21 protein-coding genes and 1 tRNA gene are annotated in these 24,128 nt (G+C 71.8%); 12 read left to right on the forward strand and 10 right to left on the reverse strand.

Annotated features, from left to right (window positions below; genetic code table 11):
* The 6 genes from H7I87_RS16820 to selD all read right to left on the reverse strand — a co-directional run bounded on the left by H7I87_RS16820 (position 1) and on the right by selD (position 8,047).
* Positions 1 to 555, reverse strand: a complete 555-nt coding sequence (locus tag H7I87_RS16820; protein ID WP_019733206.1) for a type 1 glutamine amidotransferase domain-containing protein — start codon at positions 553 to 555, stop codon at positions 1 to 3.
* A gap of 25 nt (positions 556 to 580) precedes the next feature.
* Entirely contained in the window at positions 581 to 1,567 is a 987-nt protein-coding gene (locus H7I87_RS16825; protein ID WP_003877040.1) for an LLM class F420-dependent oxidoreductase, read from the reverse strand.
* 48 nt (positions 1,568 to 1,615) lie between these two features.
* Positions 1,616 to 2,701 carry an NrfD/PsrC family molybdoenzyme membrane anchor subunit gene (nrfD, locus tag H7I87_RS16830; protein WP_031348154.1) on the reverse strand — a complete coding sequence of 362 codons (1,086 nt, stop codon included), beginning with the start codon at positions 2,699 to 2,701 and terminating at the stop codon, positions 1,616 to 1,618.
* Positions 2,698 to 3,690 (reverse strand): 4Fe-4S dicluster domain-containing protein, encoded by a 993-nt coding sequence (locus H7I87_RS16835; RefSeq protein WP_023861996.1) that lies wholly within the window; start codon positions 3,688 to 3,690, stop codon positions 2,698 to 2,700. Before H7I87_RS16835 ends, nrfD begins: the two co-directional genes overlap by 4 nt.
* On the reverse strand, positions 3,672 to 6,986 hold the full coding sequence (fdh, locus tag H7I87_RS16840; protein ID WP_196758347.1) for a formate dehydrogenase: 3,315 nt from the start codon (positions 6,984 to 6,986) through the stop codon (positions 3,672 to 3,674). Before fdh ends, H7I87_RS16835 begins: the two co-directional genes overlap by 19 nt.
* Before the next feature lie 68 nt (positions 6,987 to 7,054).
* A complete protein-coding gene (gene selD, locus H7I87_RS16845) occupies positions 7,055 to 8,047 on the reverse strand; it encodes a selenide, water dikinase SelD (RefSeq protein ID WP_009974668.1) in 993 nt (330 codons plus the stop codon).
* Between the two features lie 27 nt (positions 8,048 to 8,074).
* On the opposite strand from selD, the gene H7I87_RS16850 reads away from it, so the two are divergent.
* From H7I87_RS16850 to H7I87_RS16860, 3 genes are all read left to right on the forward strand, one after another.
* Positions 8,075 to 8,169: transfer RNA gene (locus H7I87_RS16850), tRNA-Sec, on the forward strand.
* 18 nt (positions 8,170 to 8,187) lie between these two features.
* Entirely contained in the window at positions 8,188 to 9,489 is a 1,302-nt protein-coding gene (selA, locus tag H7I87_RS16855; RefSeq protein ID WP_033726517.1) for an L-seryl-tRNA(Sec) selenium transferase, read from the forward strand.
* Positions 9,477 to 11,189, forward strand: coding sequence for a selenocysteine-specific translation elongation factor (locus H7I87_RS16860; RefSeq protein WP_062909425.1), 1,713 nt, complete (start codon positions 9,477 to 9,479; stop codon positions 11,187 to 11,189). Before selA ends, H7I87_RS16860 begins: the two co-directional genes overlap by 13 nt.
* A 9-nt stretch (positions 11,190 to 11,198) precedes the next feature.
* Here H7I87_RS16860 and H7I87_RS16865 read toward each other — a convergent pair whose 3' ends face one another.
* Positions 11,199 to 11,663 carry a GatB/YqeY domain-containing protein gene (locus H7I87_RS16865; protein ID WP_003873336.1) on the reverse strand — a complete coding sequence of 155 codons (465 nt, stop codon included), beginning with the start codon at positions 11,661 to 11,663 and terminating at the stop codon, positions 11,199 to 11,201.
* On the opposite strand from H7I87_RS16865, the gene H7I87_RS16870 reads away from it, so the two are divergent.
* From H7I87_RS16870 to H7I87_RS16890, 5 genes are read left to right on the forward strand one after another with little or no spacing between them, the layout of a single operon-like run.
* On the forward strand, positions 11,662 to 12,921 hold the full coding sequence (locus H7I87_RS16870) for a DUF7847 domain-containing protein (protein WP_023862000.1): 1,260 nt from the start codon (positions 11,662 to 11,664) through the stop codon (positions 12,919 to 12,921). The genes H7I87_RS16865 and H7I87_RS16870 overlap by 2 nt on opposite strands.
* 24 nt (positions 12,922 to 12,945) lie before the next feature.
* Positions 12,946 to 13,599, forward strand: a complete 654-nt coding sequence (locus H7I87_RS16875; protein ID WP_023862001.1) for a DUF4129 domain-containing protein — start codon at positions 12,946 to 12,948, stop codon at positions 13,597 to 13,599.
* Complete coding sequence (locus H7I87_RS16880) at positions 13,599 to 14,732, forward strand: DUF4350 domain-containing protein (protein WP_023862002.1); 1,134 nt, start codon at positions 13,599 to 13,601, stop codon at positions 14,730 to 14,732. Before H7I87_RS16875 ends, H7I87_RS16880 begins: the two co-directional genes overlap by 1 nt.
* On the forward strand, positions 14,729 to 15,712 hold the full coding sequence (locus tag H7I87_RS16885; protein ID WP_011723543.1) for an AAA family ATPase: 984 nt from the start codon (positions 14,729 to 14,731) through the stop codon (positions 15,710 to 15,712). The genes H7I87_RS16880 and H7I87_RS16885 overlap by 4 nt, the downstream gene beginning before the upstream one ends.
* Complete coding sequence (locus tag H7I87_RS16890) at positions 15,709 to 17,031, forward strand: DUF58 domain-containing protein (protein ID WP_011723542.1); 1,323 nt, start codon at positions 15,709 to 15,711, stop codon at positions 17,029 to 17,031. The genes H7I87_RS16885 and H7I87_RS16890 overlap by 4 nt, the downstream gene beginning before the upstream one ends.
* 12 nt (positions 17,032 to 17,043) lie before the next feature.
* On the opposite strand, the gene H7I87_RS16895 is transcribed toward H7I87_RS16890, so the two are convergent.
* Positions 17,044 to 18,036: a stage II sporulation protein M gene (locus H7I87_RS16895; protein ID WP_003873342.1), complete on the reverse strand. Its 993-nt coding sequence runs from the start codon at positions 18,034 to 18,036 to the stop codon at positions 17,044 to 17,046.
* 140 nt (positions 18,037 to 18,176) lie between these two features.
* On the opposite strand from H7I87_RS16895, the gene H7I87_RS16900 reads away from it, so the two are divergent.
* Positions 18,177 to 18,989 carry an RDD family protein gene (locus H7I87_RS16900; RefSeq protein ID WP_306460693.1) on the forward strand — a complete coding sequence of 271 codons (813 nt, stop codon included), beginning with the start codon at positions 18,177 to 18,179 and terminating at the stop codon, positions 18,987 to 18,989.
* Here H7I87_RS16900 and H7I87_RS16905 read toward each other — a convergent pair.
* Positions 18,986 to 19,375 carry a hypothetical protein gene (locus tag H7I87_RS16905; protein ID WP_033726514.1) on the reverse strand — a complete coding sequence of 130 codons (390 nt, stop codon included), beginning with the start codon at positions 19,373 to 19,375 and terminating at the stop codon, positions 18,986 to 18,988. The two genes, H7I87_RS16900 and H7I87_RS16905, sit on opposite strands and share 4 nt — an antisense overlap.
* 205 nt (positions 19,376 to 19,580) lie before the next feature.
* Here H7I87_RS16905 and H7I87_RS16910 point away from each other — a divergent pair, with 205 nt between their 5' ends.
* Complete coding sequence (locus H7I87_RS16910) at positions 19,581 to 20,297, forward strand: PadR family transcriptional regulator (RefSeq protein WP_003873345.1); 717 nt, start codon at positions 19,581 to 19,583, stop codon at positions 20,295 to 20,297.
* Between the two features lie 32 nt (positions 20,298 to 20,329).
* On the opposite strand, the gene glpK is transcribed toward H7I87_RS16910, so the two are convergent.
* Complete coding sequence (gene glpK, locus H7I87_RS16915) at positions 20,330 to 21,796, reverse strand: glycerol kinase GlpK (RefSeq protein ID WP_230584065.1); 1,467 nt, start codon at positions 21,794 to 21,796, stop codon at positions 20,330 to 20,332.
* A gap of 166 nt (positions 21,797 to 21,962) precedes the next feature.
* On the opposite strand from glpK, the gene H7I87_RS16920 reads away from it, so the two are divergent.
* Positions 21,963 to 23,435 (forward strand): glutamate-cysteine ligase family protein, encoded by a 1,473-nt coding sequence (locus H7I87_RS16920; RefSeq protein WP_023862005.1) that lies wholly within the window; start codon positions 21,963 to 21,965, stop codon positions 23,433 to 23,435.
* Between the two features lie 10 nt (positions 23,436 to 23,445).
* Positions 23,446 to 24,126: a class I SAM-dependent methyltransferase gene (locus H7I87_RS16925; protein WP_019683595.1), complete on the forward strand. Its 681-nt coding sequence runs from the start codon at positions 23,446 to 23,448 to the stop codon at positions 24,124 to 24,126.
* Positions 24,127 to 24,128 lie beyond the last annotated feature (2 nt).

A 24,128-nucleotide genomic window follows, 5' to 3' on the forward strand; every position in this document is an offset into this window, starting at 1 on the left:
CTAACCGGTGGTGGCGCCCGCGAATTGCGCCAGGATGGTCGAGCAGAACGCCGGCAGGTCCTTCGGCGAGCGGCTGGTGATCAGGTTGCCGTCCACCACCACCTCCTCGTCCACCACGTGGGCGCCCGCGTTGCGCAGATCGGTGCGGATGCTGGGATAGGAGGTCAGCGTCCGGCCCGCTGCCACACCGGCTTCCACCAGCGTCCAGGGTCCGTGGCAGATGGCGGCCACCGGCTTGCCGGATCCGACGAAGTCCCGCACGAAGGAGACCGCGGTGTCGTCCAGGCGCAGCTTGTCGGGGTTGACGGTGCCGCCCGGCAGCACCAGGCCGTCGAAGTCGTCGACCGACGCGTCGGCCACCTTGCGGTCGACGGTGAAGGTGCCGGCCGGCTCCAGGTCGTGGTTGCGCGCCTGGATCTCGCCGTCCTGCAGCGAGACCACCTCGACGCCGGCGCCGGCCTCGCGCAGCGCCGCCGCCGGCTGCTCCAGCTCCACCTTTTCCACCCCGTCGGCCGCCAGGATCGCTATCTTCTTGCCTTGCAACTCATTTGACATCTCGGTTCCCCTTTCTCGTTCGCCGCTACTTCGCCGCATCGCGCAGCGCCGCCAGCAGCGGTTCGGCGGCTTCCTTGAGGAATCTCTCCTGGGTGTCCCCGCCGATCTGGACCAGCGCGATGTCGGTGAACCCGGCCTCCCAGTACGGCCGGACCCCCTCGACGATCGCGTCCAGGTCGGGACCGCAGGGAATGGCGTCGGCGACGTCCTCGGGGCGCACGAACTGGGTGGCGCCGGCAAACCCGGCCGGGGTGGGCAGGTCCGCGTTCACCTTCCAGCCGCCGGCGAACCAGCGGAACTGGTCGTGCGCGCGTTTGACGGCGGTGTCGGGGTCGGGATCCCACGACACCGGGATCTGCCCGACCACCCGTCCGCCGCCGGCGAGGTTGGCGGCCTGACGGGCGCCGTGCCAGGCGTCGACCAGGTCGGCGTTGGGTTCGGTGGCGATCAGGTGGTCGGCCAGCTTGGCGAACTTGTCGACCGCCCGGGTGCCGCCGATGGCCACCCCGATGCCGACCGGCACGTCGGGCACGTCCCACAGCCGCGCGGAGTCGACCCGGAAATAGTCGCCGGTGAAGTCCACCAGCTGCCCGCCGAACAGCTCCCGGATGATCTTGATGGCCTCGCGCAGCATGTCCTGCCGGCGGGTGATGGTCGGCCAGCCCTTGCCGACGACATGCTCGTTGAGGTTTTCGCCGCTGCCCAGGCCCAGGGTGAACCGGCCGTCGGACAGGATCTGCACGGTGGCCGCCTGCTGGGCGACGATGGCCGGGTGATAGCGCATCGTCGGGCACGTCACGTAGGTGTACAGGTCGACCCGCTCGGTGGCCTGCGCCACCGCGCCCAGCACCGCCCAGGCGTTGGGCGCGTGTCCCTGCGAGGTGAGCCACGGTGAGAAGTGGTCACTGCACACGTGGAAGTCGAAACCGCGCTCTTCGGCCGAAATCGCGTACCGGACAAGCTCTTTGGGTCCACTCTGCTCGGTCATCAAAGTGTAGCCAAAATTCGTCATGCGCACCGGGATACCCGGCTGCACCGAGGGCAAACGACGCGGGCGTGCTCAGCCCGCGGTGGTGATGGAGTCCGACGTGATCCCGGCCGCGCGGCGGGCGGCCAGCCGGCGCTGCTGCGGCTCGATGGTGTAGCGGGGGTGGCGGGCGGACTCCAGCCCGGCCTCGAACACCCCGAACCGCGTCAGCGCCGAGGCCGTCGCCAACGCCAGGCCGCTGACCACCGCGACCGCCCGGTGCCGCCCGGCCAGCAGCGTGCCCAGCCCGCCGGCGATCACCAGGCGTTCGCTGGCCCGCAGCATCCGGCCGGGCCCGCCGGTGTGCAGGGGTTCGGCGGCGACCGGGTCCATCCGGCGCTCCATGACCTTGCTGGCCGCCAGGTCGCCCAGCGCACCGAGCACCGCCAGCGTGCGGGCCGGGCCGGCCTGGTGCACGGGCGTGGTCACCATCGCCAGTCCCGACGCGGCCAGGCTCGCCGAGCTGACGAACACGAACGGCAGGTCCTCGTGGGCCGCGTTCCAGGTCGGGGTGGCGGTGTCGGCCAGCAGCACGGCGGTGTAGACGGCCAGCGGCGGCGCCAGCACCGCCGCCTGAAGGCCGGCCGGCCCCTCGGCGGCGCGCAGCACCGGGCGCAGCGGGCCCAGCGGGAGCCGCTGCCCCGTCATCCGGTCCACCTCGGCGGCGGCGGCCACCGAGATCCCGGCGCTGAACGCGCTGAGAATCCACGAGCCCAGGTTCATCGGCGAGGTCAGCTTGACGGTGCGCAACATGTTCAGGAACCGCTCGGGCCGGCCCAGGTCCTTCACCAGCGCGACCAGGCTGAGCAGCACCGCGGCCAGGGCGGTCAGCCGGGTGTTGCGGCGCAGCGTGTCCCGGCCGGTCAGCTGGGCGCCGGCCGCCAGCAGCCCGGAGCCGCCGGCGACGCCGCCCAGGAACAGATACGCCCCCACCTCCTGGCCCCACGGCGCCGGCTTGACCACCGGGCGCCCGTAGTACGAGCTGAACTCGGCCTCGGGCACCATCGGCATCTCGCGGGAGCCGTCGCCCGCCCCGCGCCGGCCGCCGCGCTTGCCTTTGCGGCGCTTGCCGCCCGCCGGTTCAGGCGGCCGGAAACTGTCGAATTCCGAGGTGCTCACCGGCTCCTCCAAAACGCCAGCACGGCCGCCCCGACCATGCCGGCCGCGGCCAGCCCGGCCCGCTTGAACATGGTCATCAGGTCGGCGGTGCACACCCGCGGGTCGGGCGGCAGACCGTAGACCTCGGGTTCGTCGAGCAGCAAGAAGATGGAGCCGGTGCCGCCGACGCCGTCGTGCTCGTTGGCCCCGTACAGCCGGGCCTCGGTGAGCCCCTGGGCGTGCAGGGCGGCCACCCGCCGGCGCGCCATGGCCACCAGGTCGTCGTGGTCGCCGAACTTGATCGAGGTGGTGGGGCAGGTCTTGGCGCAGGCCGGGATCTCGTCCTCGAGCAGCCGGTCGTAACACAGCGTGCACTTCTGCGCGACGCCGGTGACGATCTCCTCGCTGGGGCGGTCCGGCCGTTGCGCCGGTGTCGCGTAGGTCCCGTCGTTGCGCCGCTCGACGACCCCGAACGGGCAGCCCGCCACGCAGGTGCCGCATCCGTTGCAGACGTCGTGCTGCACCACCACCGTGCCGAATTCGGTGCGAAACAGCGCGCCGGTCGGGCAGACGTCCAGGCAGCCGGCGTGCGTGCAGTGCTTGCAGACGTCCGAGGACATCAGCCAGCGGAACTCCGGGGTGTGCGGCACCGCCGGCTCGGTCGGCCCGGAGGCCGCGCCGGGGAGGGTCGGCATGCCCAAATCGATGAGCGCCCGGCCGGATTCGCGTGCCTGCTCGATGCGTTCGCGACCCTGTTCGACGAAGGCCACGTGCCGCCAGGTGCTGGCGCCCAGCGCGCCGGTGTTGTCGTAGGACGAGCCCAGCAGCTCGAGGTCGCCGTCCTGCGGGTTGCGGTTCCATTCCTTGCAGGCGACCTCGCAGGCCTTGCACCCGATGCAGATCGAGGTGTCGGTGAAAAACCCCTTGCGCGGCTTGCGGACCGCCCAGCCGGCGTCGGCGGCCGGGTCGGTCGGTCCGGTCAGCTGGCCCATCAGCTCCCCCTTTCCCACACGGCATCGTCCACCCGCACGTTGCCGGTCTCGGTGGTGACGCCCGAGCGCGACTGGTAGTCGGCGATCAGCCGGAGCAGCTCCTCGCCGCGCGGGCGGCGGCCCGGGCGGATGTCGCACGACCCGGCCTTGGATTCCTGGATCTGCACGTTGGGATCCAGTGTGACACCGAGCAGGTCGTTGGCCGCGTCCCCGCTGACCACCGCGTCGCCGCCCACACCCCAGTGGTAGGGCAGCCCGATCTGGTGCACGGTGTGGCCGTTGATGACCAGCGGCGCAACACGTTTGGTGACCAGCACCCGCGCCTCGATGGCGGCGCGCGGCGAGATGATGGTGGCCCACCCGTACGGCTGCAGGCCGCGTTCGGCGGCCAGCTCGGGTGAGACCTCGCAGAACATCTCCGGTTGCAGCTCCGAGAGGTAGGGCAGCCACCGGCTCATGCCGCCGGCGGTGTGATGCTCGGTGAGCCGGTAGGTGGTGAACACGTACGGGTAGACGTCGGAGCCGGGCTCGCCGGCGCTGGGTGCGCTGAGATTGTCCTTGCGCGCGAAGGTGATTCGCGCCGGGTTGCGCTGCTGGGGATACAGCGCGTTGGCCACCGGCGATTCCTGCGGCTCGTAGTGCGTGGGCAGCGGCCCGTCGACCACACCCTTGGGCGCGAACAGCCAGCCCTTGCCGTCGGCCTGCATGATGAACGGGTCGTCGCCGGCCAGCGCGTCGGGGCCGCCCAGCTCGGGGTCGGGCCGGGCGCCCGGGGCCCGGTCGACCACGAAGTCCGGCACGTCGTAGCCGACCCAGCGTCGCTGGTCGGGATCCCACCAGATGTAGCGCTTGCGTTCGCTCCACGGTTTGCCGTCCGGGTCGGCCGACGCGCGGTTGTAGAGCACCCGCCGGTCGGCGGGCCACGCCCAGCCCCACTGCGATTGGCTGGGCGATGCACCGCCGTTGGGCACCCGGCGCGCGGCCTGGTTGACGGCGTTGGCGTACACCCCGGTGTAGATCCAGCAGCCGGCGGCGGTCGACCCGTCGGCGCGCAGCTCGGTGTAGGACGCCAACGGGTCCGCGGGCTCGCCGACCCGGTATCCGTTGATCTCGGCCAGCACCGTCTCCCCGTCCGGGTCGCCGTGCTCGTCGGTGGGGTAGTCCCAGGTCAGATCCAGCAGCGGCCGGTCCCGCTCGTCGGTCGAGCCGGCCAGCCGTTGCCGGATCCGCTTGCCGAGTTCGTAGAAGAACTGCAGTTCGCTCTGGCACTGTCCCGGCGGCTCGACGGCCTGGTGCCGCCACTGCACCAATCGTTGTGTCTGCGTGAAGGATCCGGCCTTCTCCACGTGCGTGGCGGCGGGCAGGAAGAACACCTCGGTCTCGATCTCCTCGGTTTTCAGTTCCCCGGAGGCGATTTCGGGCCCGTCCTTCCACCAGGTGGCCGATTCGATCAGGTTGAAGTCGCGCACCACCAGCCACTTGAGATGCGACATGCCCAGCCGTTGCATCCGGCCGTGCGCCGAACCGACCGCGGGGTTCTGGCCGAGCAGGAAGTAGCCCTCGACCTCGTCGGCCAGCATGCCCATCACGGTCTGGTAGGTGCCGTGCGGGCCGGTCAGTCGGGGCAGGTAGTCGTAGGCCCAGTCGTTGTCCGCGGTGGCCGCCTCGCCCCACCACGCCTTGAGCAGGCTGACGGTGTAGGCGTCGGCGTTGGCCCAGAAGCCCTTCTGTTTCTTGGATCCCACCGCGTCCAGGTAGTCGGCCAGGGTGTCGTGCACGCCCGCCTTGGGCATCGGCAGATAGCCGGGCAGCAGGTTGAACAGCGTGGGGATGTCGGTGGAGCCCTGGATGGTGGCGTGGCCGCGCAGCGCCATGATGCCGCTGCCCGGGCGCCCGACGTTTCCCATCAGCAGCTGCAAAATCGTTGCGGTGCGGATGAATTGGGCGCCCAGGGTGTGCTGCGTCCAGCCGACGGCGTAGGCGAAGCAGGTGGTGCGCTCGCGCCCGGAGTTCTCCACGATGGAGCGGGCCAGGTAGTCGAAGTCCTCCCGGCTGATCCCGCACACGTCTTTGACCATCTCCGGCGTGTAGCGGGCGTAGTGCCGCTTGAGGATCTGGAAGACGGTCCGCGGGTGCTGCAGGGTCTCGTCGCGGCGCACCCTGGCGTGCGCCAGCGGCGGGCCGCCGCTGCCGTGCTCGTCACCGGCGGCGCTGTGGGTGGCGGTGGCGCCGTGGGTGTGACCGCCGCCGGGGGACTCGATTTCGCCTCCGGACCGGCCGTCGTCCTCCTCTTCGTAGGCCCAACTCGACGTGTCGTACTGCCCGGTCTCGGGATCGAACCCGGAGAACAGGCCGCCGAGATCCTCGGTGTCGCGGAAGTTTTCGTTGATGATGGTGGCGGCGTTGGTGTACGCGACGACGTACTCGGAGAACCACAGGTCGTTGGTGAGCACGTGGTTGATCAGCGCGCCGAGCAGCACCACGTCCGAACCGGCCCGGATCGGGATGTGCCGGTCGGAGACCGCCGAGGTGCGGGTGAATCGCGGGTCGACGTGGATCACCCGCGCGCCGCGGGCCCGGGCCTCTTCCACCCATTGGAAGCCGACCGGGTGACACTCGGCCATGTTGGAGCCCTGGATGACGATGCAGTCGGCATTGGCCATGTCTTGCAGTGATTGGGTGGCGCCGCCGCGCCCGAAGGAGGCTCCCAGACCGGGAACCGTGGCGCTGTGTCAAATACGGGCTTGGTTCTCGATCTGAATGGCGCCCGCGGCGGTGAAGAGCTTCTTGATGAGGTAGTTCTCTTCGTTGTCCAGGGTCGCGCCGCCCAGCGCGGCGATGCCCATGGTGCGGCGCAGCAGGTTGCCCTTCTTGTCGATGTCCTGCCAGCTGTTGCGGCGCGATTCCACGAAGCGGTCGGCGATCATGTCGATCGCGGTGTCCAGCTGCAGCGGCTGCCATTCGGTGGCGCGCGGCGCGCGGTAGAGCACCTGCAGCTGCCGCCCCGGCGAGTTCACCAACTGCTCGCTCGCAGATCCCTTGGGGCACAAGCGTCCTCGCGAGATCGGCGAATCGGGGTCGCCCTCGATCGCCACGACCCGCTCATCCTTGACGTACACCCGCTGGCCGCAGCCGACGGCGCAGTACGGGCACACGCTCTGCACCACCCGGTCGGCCGTGGCGGTGCGCGGCACCAACGAGCGGGTGTGTTTGGACGTCACCGCCGAGCCGCGGCCGAGTTTGTCCGTCGAGCGCACCTGGCGCAGCACGGGCCATTCCAGAAACACCTTGCTCAGGGCTTTTTTCGGGGCCATCCCCTCACCCTAATGGCGATCGCAAGCGCGGCGAAGCCGGGCGCAGCGGGTCGCCATCATCGGCCCGCTCAGCGCACCACGATGGTGTGCTCGCCGCGCGGCACCAGCTCACCGATGACGGGCGCCCCCGGGATCTCGCCGGCGATCAGCAGCCCGCCGGATGTCTGCGCGTCGGCCAGCAACAGCGCCTCGTCCTCGCCGACACCCGACAGGTCGACGTGCGGGGCCACCCAGTCGAGGTTGCGCCGGGTGCCCCCGGACAGGTAGCCGGCCGCCAGCGCCTCGCGGGCGCCGTCCAGGTACGGCACCGCCGCCGCGTCGAGCACCGCCGTCACCCCGCTGGCCCGGGCCAGCTTGTGCAGGTGGCCGAGCAACCCGAAACCGGTGACGTCGGTGGCGCATTCGACGCCGGCGGCCAGCGCCGCGCCGGCCGCCTCGGCGTTGAGCGTGGTCATCACGGCGATGGCCTCCTCGAACCGCTCCCCGGTCGCCTTGTGCCGGTTGTTGAGCACGCCGATGCCGAGCGGCTTGGTCAGCGACAGCGGCAGGCCCGGCTTGCCGGAGTCGTTGCGCAGCAATCGATTCGGGTCCGCGATCCCGGTCACCGCCAGCCCGTACTTGGGTTCCGGGTCATCGACGCTGTGCCCGCCGGCCAAATGGCAGCCGGCCAGGCCGCACACGTCCAGCCCGCCGCGCAGCGTCTCGGCGGCCAACTCGAACGGCAGCACCTCGCGCGGCCAGCCCAGCAGGTTCACCGCGACCACCGGGCGCCCACCCATCGCGTACACGTCGGACAGCGCGTTGGTGGCCGCGATCCGGCCCCAGTCGTAGGCGTCGTCCACCACCGGGGTGAAGAAGTCCGTCGTCGCGATCAGCGCGGTGCCCTGCTGGATGCGCACCACCGCCGCGTCGTCGCCGCTGTCGAGGCCCACCAGCAGCTCCCCCAGCGGGTCGCGCGGACTGGCCGCGCCCAGCCCGCGCACCACGTCCTCGAGCTCACCGGGCGGGATCTTGCAGGCGCAGCCGCCGCCGTGAGCGTATTGCGTCAGTCGGTAGGTCACCCGTCCATAATTGACCCCATGGTCCAGGGAGGCGTGTCCGGTCTGGTGACCGGCGCGGTCTTCAAAACCGTGGAACGGCAGACGCTGCCGCTGGCGGGTTCGATTCCCGTCCGCCTCCGCCATACTCCGTCGGGCCTGCCATGAGTGATCCCCGCCGGCGGGTGCCGGGCACCGACACGCTGCTGGCCGACCCGCGGCTGGCCGCCGCGCAGCGGGTGCTGGGCCGCGCGCTGGTGAAGTCGGTGATCACGCAGGCCCAGCAGCGGGCCCGGGCCGGGGAGATCTCCCCCGAGCAGGTCGCCGAGCACGCGCTCGCCGCGCTGCCCGCCACCGCGTCGAGCCTGCGGCCGGTGATCAACGCCACGGGCGTGGTGGTGCACACCAATCTGGGCCGGGCGCCGCTGTCGCGGGCGGCGCTGGACGCGGTCGTCGCCGCGGGCGGGGCCACCGACGTGGAGTTCGACCTGGCCACCGGGCGCCGGGCCCGCCGCGGCCGGGGCGCGCTGGCCGCGCTCGCCCGGGCGGTACCCGCGGCCGGCGGCGTGCACGTCGTCAACAACAACGCGGCCGCGCTGCTGCTGGTCGCCCTGACCCTGGCGCCGGGCCGCGAAATCGTGCTCAGCCGAGGCGAACTCGTCGAGATCGGCGACGGCTTCCGCATCCCGGAGCTGCTGGAGTCCACCGGTGCACGGCTGCGCGAGGTCGGCACCACCAACCGCACCGGCCTGCGCGACTACACCGAGGCGCTGGGGCCGCAGACCGGCTTCGTGCTCAAGGTGCACCCGTCCAATTTCCACGTCACCGGGTTCACCTCGGCGGTCGGCGTGGCGGCATTGGCCACCGAGTTGCGCACCCGGGACATCCCGCTGGTGGTCGACATCGGCTCGGGCCTGCTGGCGCCGCATCCGGTGCTGCCCGACGAGCCGGACGCCACCTCGACGCTGGCCGACGGCGCCGACCTGGTCACCGCGAGCGGGGACAAGCTGCTCGGCGGCCCGCAGGCGGGGCTGCTGTTCGGCCGCGGCGATCTCGTCGAGCGGCTGCGCCGCCATCCCGCGGCCCGCGCGCTGCGGGTGGACAAACTGACCCTGGCGGCGCTGGAGGCGACCCTGACGGGCCCGCCGCCGCCGGTGGCCGCCGCGTTGGACGCCGACGTCGGGCGGCTGCGGGCCCGGGCGCAGTCCCTGGCCGCCGCGCTGCCTGCGGACGCCGACGCGCTGGCGCTGGATTGCGTCGCGGCGGTCGGCGGCGGCGGCGCGCCCAGCGTCGAATTGCCCAGCGCCGCAGTGAGTCTGCCCGAGCGCTACGCCGCCGCGCTGCGCGCCGGCCGGCCGCCCGTCGTCGGCCGGTTGGAGGGCGGCCGGTGCCTGCTCGACCTGCGCACGGTCTCCCCCGAGGACGACGAGCTGCTGGCCGCGGCGGTACGGGCGTGTTCGTCCTAGCCACCGCCGGGCACGTCGATCACGGCAAATCGACTCTGCTGCACCGGCTTACCGGCATGTGGCCGGACCGGCTGGCCGAAGAGCAGCGCCGCGGCCTGACCATCGATTTGGGCTTCGTGTGGACCGAGCTCGCCGGCCGTCGGCTCGCCTTCGTCGACGTCCCGGGCCACGAGCGTTTCGTGGCCAACATGCTGGCCGGCGTAGGGCCGGTGCCTGCCGTGGTGTTCGTCGTGGCGGCCACCGAGGGCTGGATGCCGCAGTCCGAGGAGCACCTGGCGGCGCTGGACGCGCTGCGGGTGCGGCACGGGCTGCTGGTGATCAGCAAGGCCGATCTCGCCGATCCGGGCCCGGCCGTCGCGCAGGCGACGGAACGGTTCGCCGCCACCTCGCTGGCCGGGGTTCCCGTCGCGATCGGCACCGACCTCGAGCGGGTGCGCGCCGAACTGGTCGCGCTGACCGACCGGCTGCCGCCACCCGATCCGCACGCCGACGTCCGGCTGTGGGTGGACCGCAGCTTCACCGTGCGCGGCGCGGGCACCGTGGTCACCGGCACGCTGGCGGCCGGCACCGTGCGGGTGGGCGACGAACTCGAACACGCCGGGCGACGCGTCACGGTGCGCGGGCTACAGTCCTTGGGCCGCAACGAGATTCGGGTCGGCGCGGTGGCCCGGGTAGCGCTGAACCTGCGCGGTGTCGACCGGCGCGACATCGGCCGCGGCGACACCGTTCGCACCCCGGGCGCGTGGCGCGACACCGCGGAGATCGACGTCGCCCTGCGCGGCCCGGGCACGGCCGAGGACACGCTGCACAGCCAACTCGTGCTGCACGTCGGGTCGGCGGCGGTGCCGGTGCGGGTGCGCCGGCTGGGCCCGGCGGCGGCGCGGCTGCGGCTGGCCCGGCCGCTGCCGCTGCGGGTGGCCGACGTCGGGCTGCTGCGCGACCCCGGGCAGCACCGGATCGCCGCCGGGGTCGAGGTGCTCGACGTGCGCCCGCCGGAGTTGCGCCGGCGCGGCGCCGCCCGGTTGCGCGCCGCCGAGCTGGCCACCGGCTCGGCGCCCGCGCCGCACATCGTCCGGGCCGACGACCTGCGCGCCATGGGTGTGCCGGCGCGCGGGCAGCGGGTGGGCGACTGGGTGGTGGACCCGCAGTGGTGGGCGGAGCGGCGCGACGAGGCCGCCGCACAGGTGCGGCGCTGGGCGGGTGAGCACGACATCGCGGCCGGCATGCCGCTGGAGACGCTGCGCCGGCAGGTCGGCCTGCCCGCCGCCGAGCTGGTGCCGAAGTTGTTGCAGGGCACCGGTTTCGAGGTGGCCGATGGGCTGGTCCGCGCCCCCGGCGCGGGGCTGCCGGCCCGCGTCGACAAGGCGGTGCGCGAGGTCGAGGCGTGGCTGGCCGCCGAGCCCTTTCGCGCCCCGGAGGCCGACGAACTCGCCGGGCTGGGCCTGGGCCCGCGCGAGCTGGCCGCGGCGGTGCGGGCCGGACGGCTGACCCGGATCGCCGACGGGGTGGTGCTGGGGCCCGACGCGCTGGCCCGCGCCGCCGGCGTGCTGGCCGGGCTGCCACAGCCGTTCACCGTCAGCGAGGCGCGCCGCGCGCTGGGCACCACCCGACGGGTCGCGGTGCCGCTGCTGGAGCAGCTCGACGCCCGGCGGGTGACGCGCCGCGCCAGCGACGGCACCCGGGTGCTGATCGCGGATTGAGGCCGCGGACTAGAGCCGCTCCTTGACGGCGGCCGACAACCGGGCGCCGTCGGCCTTGCCGGCCGCGATCGCGGTGGCGGCCTTCATCACCATGCCCATCTGCTTCATGGACGGCCGCTCGCCGATCTCCTCGGCGACCTGGGCGATCGCGGTGTCGACGACGTCGGCCACCTCCGCCTCGGTGAGCGGGGTGGGCAGATATTCGTCGATGATCCGCGCCTCGGCGTGCTCGTTGGCGGCCAGGTCCCCGCGCCCGTTCTGGGTGTAGATCTCGGCCGATTCGGCGCGTTTGCGGGATTCCTTGGCCAGCACCTTGATCACCTCGTCGTCGGTGAGGTCTTTGGCCTGCTTACCGGAGACTTCCTCGGTCTGGATCGCCGCCAGCAGCATGCGCAGGGTGGCCGTGCGCAGCTTGTCCTGGGCTTTCATCGCCGCGGTCAGGTCGGCCCGCAGCCGGGATTTGAGTTCCGCCATGTGTGCGACGCTACGCGCCGGAGCCCGGGTCAACGTTGTGAAATGGTCCGGCCGCCGACAGGATGGAGCCCATGACGAACCACCGGTGCACGAGCCGCGGGGCTCGGTGAGCGCGCCGCCGCCCGGTTATCCGGTTGGTCCGCCACCGGCATACGGCTCACAATCCCAATACGGCACCCAATACGGCGCCCACTTCCCCGGCCAGTACGGCGCCCACTACGGGCCGCCCCCGACGTACCCGCCGCCCGGGTATCCCCCCGCACCGGCGTTCGGCCCGCCGCCGGGCTACGGGGTGCTCAAACCCGGCATCATCCCGCTGCGGCCGTTGACCCTCGGCGACATCTTCAACGGGGCCGTCGGCTACATCCGGGCCAATCCGAAGGCGACGCTGGGACTGACCGCGATCGTCGTCATCGCCATGCAGATCATCACCAAGGCCGCCGTGCTGGGCCCGCTGGCGGCCTACGGCAGATTCACCGGCGACCGATCCGACGAGTTGACCGCGGGCGTGCTGGGCGCCTGGTCGGTGTCGGTGGGCGCCGGCGTCCTGGTCGGCTGGCTGGGCGGCATGCTGCTGTCCGGCATGCTGACCGTCATCGTCGGGCGGGCGGTGTTCGGATCGTCGATCACCGTCGGGGAAACCTGGACCAAGATCCGGGGGCGGCTGCCCGCCCTGCTCGGCCTGGCGCTGCTGGAGGCCGTCGTGGTGGCCGCCATCGCCGGACTGGTGGTGGTGGTCATCGCGATCCTGGCCGCGATCGGCAACGCCGCGGCCGCCGTGGTGCTGGGCATTCCGCTGGTGCTCACCGTCATCGCGGTGCTCGTGTACCTCTACACCGTGGTGCTGTTCGCCCCGGTGCTCATCGTGCTGGAGCGGCTGCCCGTCCTCGACGCGATCACCCGCTCGTTCCGGCTGGTGCGGCGCGGCTTCTGGCGGGTGCTGGGCATCCGGGCGCTCGCCTTCCTGGTGACGGCGGTGGTCGCCAACGCCGTCGCGGTGCCGTTCAGCATCGTCGGCCAGGTCTTCCAGATCAGCTCGTCCGGCACGGCCTTCCTGATCAGCACGGCGATCCTGTCGGTCGGGGCGGCGATCGGCGAGATCATCACCGCACCGTTCAACGCCGGGGTGATCGTGCTGCTCTACACCGACCGCCGGATGCGCGCCGAGGCGTTCGACCTGGTGCTGCAGAGCGGCGCCGCCCAGGGAAGCTATGCGGCCGCGTCCACCGACAACCTCTGGCTGACGCGGCCCCGGTAACGGCGGAGCGAGGACTAGCGCAGGATGCCTTCCATCGACATCGACCGCGATGCCGCGCACCGCGCCGCCGCGGACGAACTGCACAAGCCGATCTACTCCAAGGGCTCCACGCCCAGCCAGCTCGTCGCCTGGCTCAACGACGCGATCTACCGGATGCTGCAGAAGATCTCCACCGTTCCGGGTGGATGGCTCACCGCCACCGTGCTTTTCCTCCTGCTCGCGATCGCGGCGGTGGTCGCCGTGCACATCCTGCGCCGCACCATGCGCACCCGCCGCGGCGGTGACCACCTGTTGTTCGAAGCCGCCCCGCTGACCGCCGCCCAGCACCGCGCGACGGCCGAAAGCTGCGCCGCCGAACGTGATTGGGCCGCCGCGATCCGGCACCGGCTGCGCGCCGTGGCCCGCCAGCTCGAGGAGACCGGCGTGCTCACCGCCGCCCCGGGCCGGACCGCCAACGAGCTGGCCCGCGACGCCGGCGCCGCCTTGCCGCATCTGGCCGGCGAATTAGCGCAAGCCGCAACGGCTTTCAACGACGTCACCTACGGTGAGCAGCCCGGAACCCAGGCCGCCTACCAGCTGATCGCCGACCTGGACGAGCGCCTGCGCTCCCGCTGGCAGGGTGTCACACCGCTGCCCGGCCAACCCGTCGTCGCCGAGTCCTGGGCCCAGGTGCGCTGATGGCGACGACCACCGCCACCGACACCGCGCCGCGGCGCCGGCGCTCCTGGCGCTGGGTGCTGGTCACGCTGCTGGTGCTGGCCGTCATCGCCGGGGTGGACGCCTACCTGAGCGCGCCGCGGCCCGGCACCCGGATGGACGCGGCGTCAACCGATCCCGACGGCGCCCACGCGCTGGTGGCGCTGCTGCGCGACGGCGGAGTCGACGTCGTGGTCGCCGACCATATCGCCGACGTCGAATCCGCGGCGCGCCCGGACGCCCTGATCCTGGTGGCCCAGAGCCAGTACCTGGCTGACTCGGTGCTGGACCGGCTGGCCCGGATCCGGTCCGATCTGCTGCTGGTGGAACCGACCACCGAGGCCCGCAAGGCGCTGCTGCCCGGCGTGCGGATCTCGGGGACCAACGGCTTCGACAGCGACCCGAATTGCACTCTGCGCGAAGCGGTTCGGGCCGGGTCGGTGCGGTTCGGGCGTGCCACCACCTTTGAATCCGAAGACGGCCGGGCGATGACCCGCTGCTACGACGGCGCGCTGATCCGGTTCCGCGACGGCGGACGCGCCATCACGGCGGTGGGCAGCACTGACTTCATGACCAACGGCAGCCTGCTGCAGGCCGGCAACGCGGCGCTGGCCATGAACCTGGCCGGGGGCCGGCCCCGGCTGATCTGGTACGCGCCTCACTTCGTCGAGGGCGAATCCTCGTCGAAGGCAACGGTTTTGGATTTGATCCCGGCCAACGTGTACTGGGTCGTCGGCCAGCTGGCGGTGGTGGTGCTGCTGGTCGCGGTGTGGCGGGGCCGCCGGCCCGGACCGCTGGTGGCCGAGGAGTTGCCGGTGGTGGTGCGCGCCTCGGAGACCGTCGAGGGCCGCGGCCGGCTGTATCGGTCCCGGCGGGCGCGCGATCGCGCCGCCGCGGCCTTGCGCACCGCCGCGCTGCAGCGGCTGACCCCCAAGCTCGGCCTGGCCGGCGGCGCCACCCCGGAGGCGGTGGTGTCCACCGCCGCCCAGCGCACCGGCTCCGATCCGGGCTGGGTCTCCTACCACCTGTTCGGCCCGCCGCCGACGACCGACCACGACCTGTTACAACTTGCCCGTGCGCTCGACGACATCGAAAGGCAGGTCGCACACCCGTGACGCAACCGACGCAACCGGTCACCGCCAGCCCCACCGCTGAATCGGCACGAGAGGCGCTGCTGGCGTTGCGCGCCGAGCTCGCCAAGGCGGTCGTCGGACAGGAGGGCGTGGTCAGCGGCCTGGTCATCGCGCTGCTGTGCCGCGGCCACGTGCTGCTGGAAGGCGTTCCGGGAGTGGCGAAGACGCTGCTGGTGCGGGCGCTGGCCGCGGCGCTGCAGCTGGAGTTCAAGCGGGTGCAGTTCACCCCGGACCTGATGCCCGGCGACGTGACGGGCTCGTTGGTGTACGACGCGCGCACCGCCGCGTTCGTGTTCCGGCCCGGGCCGGTGTTCACCAACCTGCTGCTGGCCGACGAGATCAACCGCACCCCGCCCAAGACGCAGGCCGCGCTGCTGGAGGCGATGGAAGAGCGTCAGGTCAGCGTCGAGGGCGAGGCCCAGCCGCTGCCCGAACCGTTCATCGTCGCCGCGACCCAGAACCCGGTGGAATACGAAGGCACCTACCAGCTGCCCGAGGCCCAGCTGGACCGCTTTCTGCTCAAGCTGAATGTGACGCTGCCGCCGCGGGAGGCCGAGATCGCCATCCTGCACCGGCACGCGCACGGCTTCGATCCGCGCGACCTGTCCGTCGTCCAGCCGGTGGCCGGGCCCGCGGACCTGGCGGCCGGCCGCGACGCGGTGCAGCAGGTCCGGGTCGCCGACGAGGTGCTGGGCTACATCGTCGACATCGTCGGCGCCACCCGCTCCTCGCCGGCGCTGCAGCTGGGGGTGTCACCGCGCGGGGCGACCGCGCTGCTGGCCACCGCCCGGTCCTGGTCGTGGCTGTCGGGCCGCAATTACGTCACGCCCGACGACGTCAAGGCCATGGCCCGCCCGACGCTGCGGCACCGGGTGATGCTGCGCCCGGAGGCCGAACTCGAGGGCGCCACCTGTGACGGTGTGCTCGACGGGATTCTGGCGTCGGTCCCGGTGCCCCGGTGATCCTGACCGGACGCACCGGGCTGGTCGCGCTGATCTGCGTCCTGCCGATCGCCCTGTCCCCTTGGCCCGCAATGGTTTTCACGGCACTGCTGGCGGCCCTGGCGGTCGCGGTGGCCGTCGACGCCGCGCTGGCGGCCAGCCCCGCGCGGCTGCGCTGCATCCGCTCCCCCGACCGCTCGGCCCGGCTCGGCCAGCACGCCGACGCGGCGCTGTTGATCCACAACGACGGCCCGCGCCGGTTCCGCGGCCAGATCCGCGACGCCTGGCCGCCCAGCGCGCGGGCCCGGCCGCGCCTGCACCGGGTGGACATCCCCGCCGGTCAACACCAGCACATCGCGACCCGGCTGGAACCGGTGCGCCGGGGCGACCAGCGGGCCACGGTGGTCACCGCCCGCTCCATCGGGCCGCTGGGCCTGGCCGGACGGCAGGGGTCGCAATCGGTGCCCGGCCAGTTGCGGGTGCTGCCGCCGTTCCTGTCCCGCAAGCACCTGCCGTCGCGGCTGGCCCGGCTGCGCGAGATCGACGGGCTGCTGCCCACCCTGGTGCGCGGGCAGGGCACCGAATTCGATTCGCTGCGAGAGTATGTCGTCGGCGACGACGTGCGCTCCATCGACTGGCGCGCCACCGCGCGGCGCGCCGACGTGGTGGTGCGCACCTGGCGACCCGAGCGCGACCGGCGGGTGGTGATCGTGCTCGACACCGGGCGCACCGCGGCGGGCCGGGTCGGTGTCGACCCGACCGCCGCCGATCCCGCCGGCTGGCCGCGGCTGGATTGGTCGATGGACGCCGCGCTGCTGCTGGCCGCGCTGGCGTCGCGAGCCGGCGACCACGTCGACTTCCTGGCGCACGACCGGGTCGGCCGGGCCGGCGTCTTCGGCGCCTCGCGCACCGAGCTGCTCGCCCAGCTGGTCGACGCGATGGCCCCACTGCAGCCTACCCTGGTCGAAACAGACTGGCGGGCAATGGTTTCCGCGATCGCACTGCGGGCCCGCCGGCGGTCGCTGGTGGTGTTGCTGACCGACCTCAACGCGGCGGCCCTGGACGAGGGCCTGCTGCCGGTACTGCCGCAGCTGTCGGCGAAACATCACCTGCTGGTGGCCGCGGTCGCCGACCCACGGGTGGACCAGATGGCCGCCGGTCGCTCGGATGCGGCGGCGGTGTACGACGCGGCCGCCGCCGAGCGGTCCCGCAACGAGCGCGCCGCGATCGCCGCCCGGCTGCGCCACGGCGGGGTGGAGGTGGTTGACGCCGCACCGGCCGAACTGGCGCCCGCGCTCGCCGATCACTACCTGGCGATGAAGGCGACCGGCCGGCTGTAGCGCCCGCCCCGGTCAGCCGGTCGGGACGACGTCGGGCGCTTCCTCGATGTCACCGCTTTCCCCGGCTTTGACGCCGCGGCGGCCGAAGTAGCCGATGTAGCACAGGAACGCCGCCTCGGCGACGACGCCGATGCCGACCCGCACGAACGTCGGCAGCGGCGACGGCGTCACCAGCGCTTCGATCAACCCGGACACCAGCAGCACCGCCACCAGGCCCACCGCCACCGACACGACGGCGCGGCCCTGTTCGGCGAGCACCTGCCCGCGGGGACGGTCGCCCGGCGAGATCACCGACCAGCCCAGCCGCATTCCCGTTGCCCCGGCAAGGAATACCGCCGTGAGCTCCAGCAACCCGTGCGGGGCAAGCAGACCCAGCAGCAGCCCGCCCTTGCCGGCCGGGAACATCAGCCCGGCGATCACCCCCAGGTTGGCGGCGTTCTCGAACAGCACCAAAGGAATCGGCAATCCCAGCACCACCGACAGCGCGATGCACTGGGCCGAAACCCAGGAATTGTTGACCCAGATCTGCAGCGCGAACGCGGCGGCGGGATGTTCGCTGTAGTACGACTCGACGTCGTGATTGACCAATTGGTCGATGTCGCTTGGGGTTCCGAGCGCCGACTGCACCTCGGGGTTGCCGGCCACCCACAGCGCGACGATCACCACCACCGCGAAGAACGCCGCCCCGGTGGCCACCCACCACCGCCAGGACCGGTAGGCGACGACGGGGAACGACACCGTCCAGAACCGGACGAAGGTGCTGCTCAGCGGGGCGTGGGCGGCGGTCACCGCCGAGCGGGCCCGCGCCACCAGACTGGACAACCGGCCGACCAGCATCGAATCCGAGGACGCCGAGCGCAGCATCGACAGGTGGGTGGACACCCGCTGGTAAAGCTCGACCAGCTCATCGATCTCGGCGCCGGACAGCGACCGGCGCCGCCCGACCAAGCGGTCCAGGCGGTCCCAGGTCGGGCGATGGGCCAGCACGAAGGCATCGACGTCCACCCTGGGCAGCCTAATCGCCGCGCGGTCCGGGCAAAGTCCGCCCGGCCCCGGCTCACCGCCCAGCCTGTACCGTTCCAGTTATGTCGGAGGTGGTGACCGGGGACGCCGTGGTGCTCGACGTGCAGATCGCCCAGCTGCCGGTGCGGGCGCTCAGCGCGCTGATCGACATCGCCGTGATCGTCGTCGGCTACCTGCTGGGGCTGATGCTGTGGGCCGCCACCCTGACCCAATTCGACACCGCGCTGAGCAACGCCATCCTGCTGATCTTCACGGTGCTGGTGATCGTCGGCTACCCGCTGATCCTCGAAACCGCAACGCGGGGACGCTCGGTGGGCAAGATCGCGCTGGGGCTGCGCGTGGTGTCCGACGACGGCGGCCCGGAACGCTTCCGCCAAGCGCTGTTTCGGGCGCTGGCCTCGCTGGTGGAGATCTGGATGCTGTTCGGCAGCCCGGCCGTCATCTGCAGCATCCTGTCGCCCAAGGCGAAACGGATCGGCGACATCTTCGCCGGCACCGTGGTGGTCAACGAACGCGGACCCCGGCTGGGGCCCCCGCCGGCGATGCCGCCGTCGCTGGCCTGGTGGGCGTCGTCGCTGCAGCTGTCCGGACTGTCCAGCGGCCAGGCCGAGGTCGCCCGCCAATTCCTTTCCAGGGCAGCACAACTCGATCCCGGGCTGCGCCTGCAGATGGCCTACCGGATCGCCGGCGACGTGGTGGCCCGCATCGCTCCGCCGCCGCCGCCCGGCGCCCCACCGGAATTGGTGCTGGCCGCCGTGCTCGCCGAACGGCACCGCCGCGAGCTGGCCCGGCTGCGCCCGCCCGCACCCTGGCCCGCACCCGGCTATCCGCCGGCCTGGCCCGGCTCCGGGCCCGCACCGCAGTGGCCGGCCCCGGGGCCAGCGAATCCCGGTCCGCCGGAAGGGTTTTCGGCAGGCTTCACGCCGCCGCGCTAGCTGGACACGCTGGCGGCCATCAGGGCGACGTCGGCGATCAGCAACGCCCACCCGCACAGCGGGACCGCGATGCCGCCGCGGCGTTTGGCGGTCAAGAACGAGACGATGATGACGACGACGGCCACCGCCGGTGCGCCGTAGAACGCGACGCCGAAATCGATCCCGCCGTGGCCCAGGTTGGGGCAACTGCGCTCGCTGCACCCGTCGGTGCTCATCACCGCACCGAGCGCGAACAGCATCACGATCGCGGCGGCGGGCACCGTCGCCAGCGCCAGTCCCCAGTTGACCCACGGCCACACGTTGCGGCCCCCGGGGCGGCCGGGCCGCCCGGACGCGACCGCACCCGCAGCTCCGCCGTCGACCGTGAGCTTGTCGTTTGCGTCCATCTGTCAGTTCCTACCCGCCGTCGGCCGGGTGCAAACCGCGTCGGGCGGCCGAGGAGATCCCGGGGTGTGGACCGTTTATGCAGGTCAGGGGGCTGCAGCCAAATCCGATCAACATATCCCGTTGCATCGCGTTAGTTTGCGATATATCGTGATGTTTCGAAGCGCACGTCCGGTGCGCAAACCCACGAACGTAAGGACGAAAACCATGAGCAACCCCTTCACTCCCCCCGACGGACCCTTCGGCGCCCGCCCCGGCTTCGGCTTCGGCTTCGGGCCCGGCCGGGTTGACCGCCGCGCCCTGCACGAGGCGCGCCGCCAGGCGCGGCGGGATTTCCGCGAACATCTGCGCGAGCACGCCGGCGGCCACGACGGACCGCTGGGCTTCGGTCCCGGATTCGGGCCTGGCTTCGGCCCCGGGTTCGGACCGGGCTTCGGCTTCGGTCCGGGCGGCCCGCGCGGCGCATGGCGCCGTGGCGGCCCGGGTCGCGGCAAGCGCGGTGACGTGCGCGCCGCCGTGTTGGCACTGCTGGCCGAGCGCCCGATGCACGGCTACGAGATGATCCAGCTGATCGCCGAACGCAGCAACGGGCTGTGGAAGCCCAGCCCCGGCTCGGTGTACCCGACGCTGCAGCTGCTCGCCGACGAGGGCCTGATCACCGCGACCGAAACCGACGGCAGCAAAAAGCTTTTCGAGCTGACCGACGACGGGCGCGCGGCCGCGGAGAAAATCGAGACCCCGCCGTGGGACGAGATCGCCGAGGGCGCCGACCCCGGTCACATGAACCTGCGGGCGGCCATCGGTCAGTTGTTCGGCGCGGTCGGGCAGTCCGCCCACACCGCGAGCCCCGAGCAACAGCAGCGCATCGTCGACATCCTCAACAATGCGCGGCGCGAGATCTACGGCATTCTCGGCGAGGACTGAGTTGCCTTGAGCGGGCCCTGGATCGGGTCACGTCACGTGACGTCGGCCCAATCCAGGGTCCGCTGCACCGCCTTGCGCCAGCCCGCGTAACCCGCGGCGCGCTGCTCGTCGCTCCAGGCCGGCGTCCAGCGCTTGTCTTCGCGCCAGTTGGCCCGCAGCTCGCCCGGGTCGGCCCAGAACCCCACCGCCAGGCCCGCCGCGTACGCCGCGCCCAGCGCGGTGGTCTCGGCCACCACCGGCCGCACCACGTCCACGCCCAACACATCGGCCTGGATCTGCATGCACAGGTCGTTTCCGGTGATGCCGCCGTCGACCTTCAAAACCTCAAGGCGCACATCGGAATCCGCTGCCATCGCGTCCACCACGTCACGGCTCTGATAGCAGATCGCCTCCAGCGTCGCCCGCGCCAGGTGGGCATTGGTGTTGAACCGTGACAGCCCGACGATCGCGCCGCGCGCATCCGAACGCCAGTAGGGCGCGAACAGCCCGGAAAAGGCGGGGACGAAATAGACGCCGCCGTTGTCGTCGACCTGCCGCGCCAGCGATTCGCTCTGCGCGGCGCCGCTGATGATGCCCAACTGGTCGCGCAGCCACTGCACGGCGGCGCCGGTGACCGCGATCGAACCTTCAAGTGCGTAAACGGGTTTGGCGTCGCCGAACTGGTAGCACACGGTGGTGAGCAATCCGTGCTCGGACCGCACGATGCTCTCACCGGTGTTGAGCAGCAGGAAATTCCCGGTGCCGTAGGTGTTTTTGGCTTCGCCCTCGGCCAGGCAGACCTGGCCCACCATCGCCGCGTGCTGATCCCCCAGCACGGCGGTGATCGGTATCCGGCCGCCGGCCGGCCCGGTGTCCGAGGTCACCCCGAACGGCCGCGGCGACGACGACGGCCCGATCTCGGGCAGCATGGCGCGCGGGATGGTGAAGAACGACAGCAGCTCGTCGTCCCAGTCCAGCGTCTCCAAGTCCATCAGCATGGTCCGGCTGGCGTTGGTCACGTCGGTGGCGTGCACCCCGCCCCGCGGCCCCCCGGTGAGCTGCCACAACACCCAGCTGTCGGCGGTGCCGAACAACGCGTCGCCGCGCTCGGCCGCCTCGCGCACCCCGTCGACGTTGTCCAGGATCCATTGCAGCTTCGCCCCGGAGAAGTAGGTCGCCGGGGGCAGGCCCGCCTTGCGGCGGATCACCTGCCCGCGCCCGTCGCGGTCGAGCGCCGACGCGATCCGGTCGGTCCGGGTGTCCTGCCAGACGATCGCGTTGTAATAGGGCCGACCAGTCTTGCGGTTCCACACCAGGGTGGTCTCGCGCTGATTCGTGATGCCCAGCGCGGCAAGGTTTTCCGCGGACAGGTTGGCCCGGTTGAGCACCGACGTCAACACCGAGGAGGTGCGCTCCCAGATCTCGATCGGGTCGTGCTCGACCCAGCCCGCCCGGGGCAGGATCTGCTCGTGCTCGAGCTGATGGCGGGCCACCTCGGCACCCTGGTGATCGAAGATCATGCAGCGCGTGCTGGTGGTGCCCTGGTCGATGGCGGCGATGAATTCGGCGAATTCGGCCACAGCTCTCCTGTTCGGTGACACGTCGGCGGCAGAAGTCCATCATGGTCTACCCGCTCGCCGCCGACCAAGCTTGCGTTACCGGCGGTAACCCTGTTGCATCTGCGGTGTGGGCGAAGAGGTCAAGCGCGCCACGTACGACAGCGCACACCGGCGGGAATTCCGGCGCAAGGTGGCGCTGTGTCTGGACGTCTTCGAGGCGATGCTCGCCCGGTCGTGCTTCGAGTCCGAGCAGCCGCTGACCGGCATGGAGATCGAGTGCAACCTGGTCGACGCCGACTACCAGCCGGCCATGTCCAACCGGCACGTGCTGGACGCCATCGGCGATCCGGCATATCAGGTCGAATTGGGCGCCTACAACATCGAGTTCAACGTTCCGCCGCACGCGCTGCCCGGGCACACCGGCCTGGATCTCGAGGCCGAGGTGCGGGCCAGCCTGAACGAGGCCGAGACCAAGGCCGGCGCGGCCGGCGGTGCGCACATCGTCATGATCGGCATCCTGCCCACCCTGATGCCCGAACACCTGGACCACGACTGGATGAGCGAATCGACGCGCTATGCCGCGCTCAACGACTCGATCTTCACCGCCCGCGGCGAGGACATCCCGATCGACATCTCCGGTCCCGAGCCGTTGAGCTGGCACACCGCGACCATCGCGCCCGAATCCGCTTGCACCAGTACGCAACTGCATCTGCAGGTGGCCGCCGAGACGTTCGCGGCCAACTGGAACGCGGCGCAGATCGTCGCCGGCCCGCAGTTGGCGCTGGGCGCCAACTCGCCGTTCTTCTTCGGGCACCAGCTGTGGGCCGAGACCCGCATCGAGCTGTTCGCCCAGTCCACCGACACCAGGCCGGAGGAGCTGAAAACCCAAGGCGTACGGCCGAGAGTGTGGTTCGGCGAGCGCTGGATCGATTCGGTCCTCGACCTGTTCGCGGAGAACATCCGCTACTTCGGATCGCTGCTGCCCGAGGTGTCCGACGAAGACCCGGTCGCCGAGCTGGCCGCCGGCCGCACGCCGCAGCTTTCCGAGTTGCGGCTGCACAACGGCACCGTCTACCGGTGGAACCGCCCGGTGTACGACGTCGCCGACGGGCGCCCGCATCTGCGGCTGGAGAACCGGGTGTTGCCGGCCGGGCCGACCGTCATCGACATGCTGGCGAACTCGGCCTTCTTCTACGGTATGCTGCGCAGCCTGTCCGAGGCCGACGACCCGCTGTGGGAGCGCATGGATTTCGCTGTGGCAGAAGCCAATTTCCTCACCGCGGCGCGGCACGGCATCGACGCCCGGCTGCGCTGGCCCGGGATCGGTGAGGTGAGCGCGCGCGAGCTGGTGCTGGACACGCTGCTGCCGATCGCCGACGAGGGACTGCGCCGCTGGGGGGTGGATGCCGAGGTGCGCGACCGGTTCCTGGGCGTGATCGACGGCCGCGCCCGCGCCGGGCGCAACGGCGCCAGCTGGCAGGTCGCCACCGTGCGGGCGCTGCAGGACGGCGGCCTGAGCAGGCGGGCGGCGCTGGCCGAGATGCTGCGCCGGTACTGCGAGCACATGCACGCCAACGAGCCGGTGCACACCTGGGAGTAGCTTGGGAACCATGTCGTCTGATCAAGTGATGGACTGGGACAGCGCCTATCGCGAACAGGCCCACTTCGAGGGCCCGCCGCCGTGGAACATCGGTGAGCCGCAACCGGAACTGGCCGCCCTGATCGAGCAGGGCAAGTTCCGCAGCGACGTGCTGGACGCCGGCTGCGGATTCGCCGAGCTGTCCCTGGCGCTGGCCGCCCGCGGCTACACGGTGGTCGGCATCGACCTGACCCCCACCGCCGTCGCGGCGGCCACCCGCGCGGCGGCCGAGCGCGGGCTGACCACGGCCAGCTTCGTGCAGGCCGACATCACGTCGTTCACCGGCTATGACGGACGGTTCGCCACGGTGGTCGACAGCACGCTGTTTCACTCGCTGCCGGTCGAGGGCCGCGACGGCTACCTGCGCTCGATCCACCGGGCGGCGGCAGCCGGCGCCAGCTTGTTCATCCTGGTGTTCGCCAAGGGCGCCTTCCCCGCCGAGATGCAACCCAAGCCCAACGAGGTCGACGAGGACGAGCTGCGCGCCGCGGTGGGCAAATACTGGGCGATCGACGAGATCCGCCCGTCCTTCATCGTCTCGAACGTGCCCCAAATCGCCGATGCGCCTTTCGAATTCCCGGCGCATGAGCGCGACGAGCGGGGCCGGATGAAGATGCCCGCGTACCTGCTGACCGCGCACAAGGCCCAGTAGCC

This window comes from Mycobacterium timonense (assembly GCF_025821985.1).
Taxonomy (GTDB): domain Bacteria; phylum Actinomycetota; class Actinomycetes; order Mycobacteriales; family Mycobacteriaceae; genus Mycobacterium; species Mycobacterium avium.

Excerpts from the sequence above, each read along its gene's own strand:
- glpK (WP_230584065.1), bottom strand. The coding sequence starts at position 21,796 with ATGATCTTCGATCACCAGGGTGCCGAGGTGGCCCGCCATCAGCTCGAG.
- H7I87_RS16865 (WP_003873336.1), bottom strand. The coding sequence starts at position 11,663 with ATGGCGGAACTCAAATCCCGGCTGCGGGCCGACCTGACCGCGGCGATG.
- H7I87_RS16870 (WP_023862000.1), top strand. The coding sequence starts at position 11,662 with ATGTGTGCGACGCTACGCGCCGGAGCCCGGGTCAACGTTGTGAAATGG.
- H7I87_RS16820 (WP_019733206.1), bottom strand. The coding sequence starts at position 555 with ATGTCAAATGAGTTGCAAGGCAAGAAGATAGCGATCCTGGCGGCCGAC.
- H7I87_RS16875 (WP_023862001.1), top strand. The coding sequence starts at position 12,946 with ATGCCTTCCATCGACATCGACCGCGATGCCGCGCACCGCGCCGCCGCG.
- selA (WP_033726517.1), top strand. The coding sequence starts at position 8,188 with ATGAGTGATCCCCGCCGGCGGGTGCCGGGCACCGACACGCTGCTGGCC.
- H7I87_RS16905 (WP_033726514.1), bottom strand. The coding sequence starts at position 19,375 with ATGGACGCAAACGACAAGCTCACGGTCGACGGCGGAGCTGCGGGTGCG.
- H7I87_RS16825 (WP_003877040.1), bottom strand. The coding sequence starts at position 1,567 with ATGACGAATTTTGGCTACACTTTGATGACCGAGCAGAGTGGACCCAAA.
- H7I87_RS16910 (WP_003873345.1), top strand. The coding sequence starts at position 19,581 with ATGAGCAACCCCTTCACTCCCCCCGACGGACCCTTCGGCGCCCGCCCC.
- H7I87_RS16880 (WP_023862002.1), top strand. The coding sequence starts at position 13,599 with ATGGCGACGACCACCGCCACCGACACCGCGCCGCGGCGCCGGCGCTCC.
- H7I87_RS16925 (WP_019683595.1), top strand. The coding sequence starts at position 23,446 with ATGTCGTCTGATCAAGTGATGGACTGGGACAGCGCCTATCGCGAACAG.